Origin of the sequence: Pseudoalteromonas shioyasakiensis (assembly GCF_022398475.1) — a bacterium.
Lineage (GTDB): Bacteria > Pseudomonadota > Gammaproteobacteria > Enterobacterales > Alteromonadaceae > Pseudoalteromonas.
Genome location: NZ_JAKEVM010000252.1, coordinates 1 through 2,494 on the forward strand (window position 1 = coordinate 1; position 2,494 = coordinate 2,494).

At 33.6% G+C, this 2,494-nt stretch carries 3 protein-coding genes; all 3 read right to left on the reverse strand.

The window, feature by feature from the left end:
* Positions 1-76: 76 nt before the first annotated feature.
* Positions 77-1,072, reverse strand: a complete 996-nt coding sequence (locus L1D51_RS21190) for a tyrosine-type recombinase/integrase (RefSeq protein WP_239964795.1) — start codon at positions 1,070-1,072, stop codon at positions 77-79.
* A gap of 231 nt (positions 1,073-1,303) precedes the next feature.
* Positions 1,304-1,546, reverse strand: a complete 243-nt coding sequence (locus tag L1D51_RS21195) for a hypothetical protein (protein ID WP_239964797.1) — start codon at positions 1,544-1,546, stop codon at positions 1,304-1,306.
* A 51-nt stretch (positions 1,547-1,597) separates the two neighbouring features.
* Entirely contained in the window at positions 1,598-2,185 is a 588-nt protein-coding gene (locus L1D51_RS21200; RefSeq protein ID WP_239964799.1) for a hypothetical protein, read from the reverse strand.
* Between the last annotated feature and the right edge of the window lie 309 nt (positions 2,186-2,494).

Genomic DNA, 2,494 nt, shown 5'->3' on the forward strand with positions numbered 1-2,494 from the left:
ATCTTGTTATGTAATAAAATCCTATATATCAGTAAATTGCAGCCAATACAGACAACCAAGAACAAAATATTTGAGATTAAAACAAATTATTCAACACATCCTCAAATGCCTTTGAATCTTCATCTACAATATACATTGCAGTTGTAACTTCTTTAGAGTGGCCAAGAAGTTTACTAATTCTGCTTATCTTAACGCCTTTTTCATCGAGCCAAGTCGCGTATGATCGCCTTAGAGAATGGGGAGCAACAGTGTTATATTTTTTACAAAGTTCATAAATAGCGCTGCCAGTTAAAGGGTTACTATTTTCAACATCAATGTTTCCACTACGTGGCACTTTGACAAATAACGGACCTGGCTTTATACCTCGAACGTTCAACCAGTCTTCTAAAGCAATTTTTGTAACAGGGTGGATCGCAACATATCTTTCCTTATTACCTTTACCAATAATCTTCAAATACTGAGTATTTACTGTAACTCTATCTTCGTTACTAAGCTCTAAGACTAATGATGAAATATCTATTGTGGCCAACTCACTTCTTCTTAACCCGGTACCAATTAAAATATGAAAAAGCGCCAAATCTCTAAGCATTTTATTTCTATTAGTTGGGTTTGAGCTTGCTATTCTCTCCAAAAGCCCTTGGAAACTAGAACGAGAAATTACCTGATGTTTTTTAATTCTAGAGCCGGTTTCTCCTTTCACTTTTAGAATACCATCTAGCTGCAATCTAGAAATCTGTCCTAACAAATAGGCATGCTCACATACACCCTTTACAACGGATACATATAATGAAATCGTTTTTGGAGATAGTTCCTTGGCTTTTAGGTTATGGATAAGGCTATTTAAATCAGTTGAAGTAATTTCTGCCCAATTAATTTCATAAAAATCTGCGTAGCCAGTATGTTTTGCAATCGCTTGCAAGCATCGAGTGACGGTCTCTTTGGATGTATCCGCCGCCAAAGAGTTGACATAATTGAATATCGGACATTTAGGGTTTACATAAATCTCATTTAATTTTTGATTAACCTTGGTAGCCGGTAATTGAGGCTGTTTTAAATCGATAATCTTTTCCAATCTGCTGTTCATAATTTAAATTCATACGAAACCATAAGCACTGTACATTTATACATCCAAAATAAACTTGTGTAAATGCCCATTTATGCAATTTAAATGTTATGTTAAATCAACTATAAAATAGAATCTTGGGAAATTAGACTCTATTAATTAAAAAGATTTTTCTAGGTAGAAGGGGGGTGTTTTACTTCCGAAATTTAACAAGTAAAAGATAAAATTAAACACTGCATTTTACTTTTTAACTTCATCTAATTGTTCGACGGCAAAATGGCGCGGGCAATCCCTATATTGATTTCCACCTAAATGCTCTTTGCCTTTACAACTAAATCCACTTACCTCAAAATTTATTACCGTGGCGGGGTTAGAGCACATAGGGTTGCTGCACTTTACACTTTGTACTGTTTGACTATCGCTATTTCTAATTATCGTGTTCAATTTCTCAATGGGATTCATCTCGGTAATTTTATATTCCATAGAACTTCCTTTTATATTTCAGTTGATATCAGCCTACTCTTTAACCTTAATTTATACGTGGATCATACGCAACTTTATAAATGCCACTCCAATCATTTGGTAAGTTACAAGAGTCGTCAATACGATTTGAAACTCCCTTATGTTGTCATCTGAAATACTTAGCTCAATATTTAGATGGGCGTAAATTAATGCAAAAGGTATCGAAAATATTAAAATACCAGGTATTGAATTCTTAATATCTTGCCATGAAGGGAGCATGCATTGAGCTATAGCTAAAACCACCAACCAGCGTAGAAAATACGAAACATAAGGGTTTGGTTGAGTTGGTTCTGGGCCTATAAAATAAATTGCAATTGCACCTAAGTACAAAGGCGCCATGCCAATGAGTAAATCAATAATTTTAGAACCAATTGAAGAGCCGTTCTTATAAATAACATATGCAGGTGAGGACATATTAAAATTTGGTATGAACTTACAGTGTACAATTTTCCTTAGGGTTAATCGGGCTATAAAATAATGAGCAGCTTCATGCAGAGGTATCCCAATCAAAAACAATATTTTTGAAAATTTGGTGTTGCTTTGCTTTATGTATTCTCGCAATAAAATATTGAGAATAAGGAGAGTTATTAGTAAGAGCATATTAACTTTCGAATCAGGAGATTAGTCCGATACTAACCAGTATCGGACTTAAGCAATTGAATTATAATTAATTATTTAAAACCACCGACTTTACTTGATAAGAAAATAAAGGCAATTATAAATTCACCAACCACTACAGCGAACAGCCATTTTATATTTTCTGTATCAAATTTCATGAAGTCCAAAAAAAATATAATTACTCCAATTAAAAACCAAATTAAGAACTGAGTTTTCATAATTAACTCTCTAATTCATGAGCATCTTTGGCTTGAGCGATCATTTCAAGAGCGTCATTAATTTCGGTTAAAG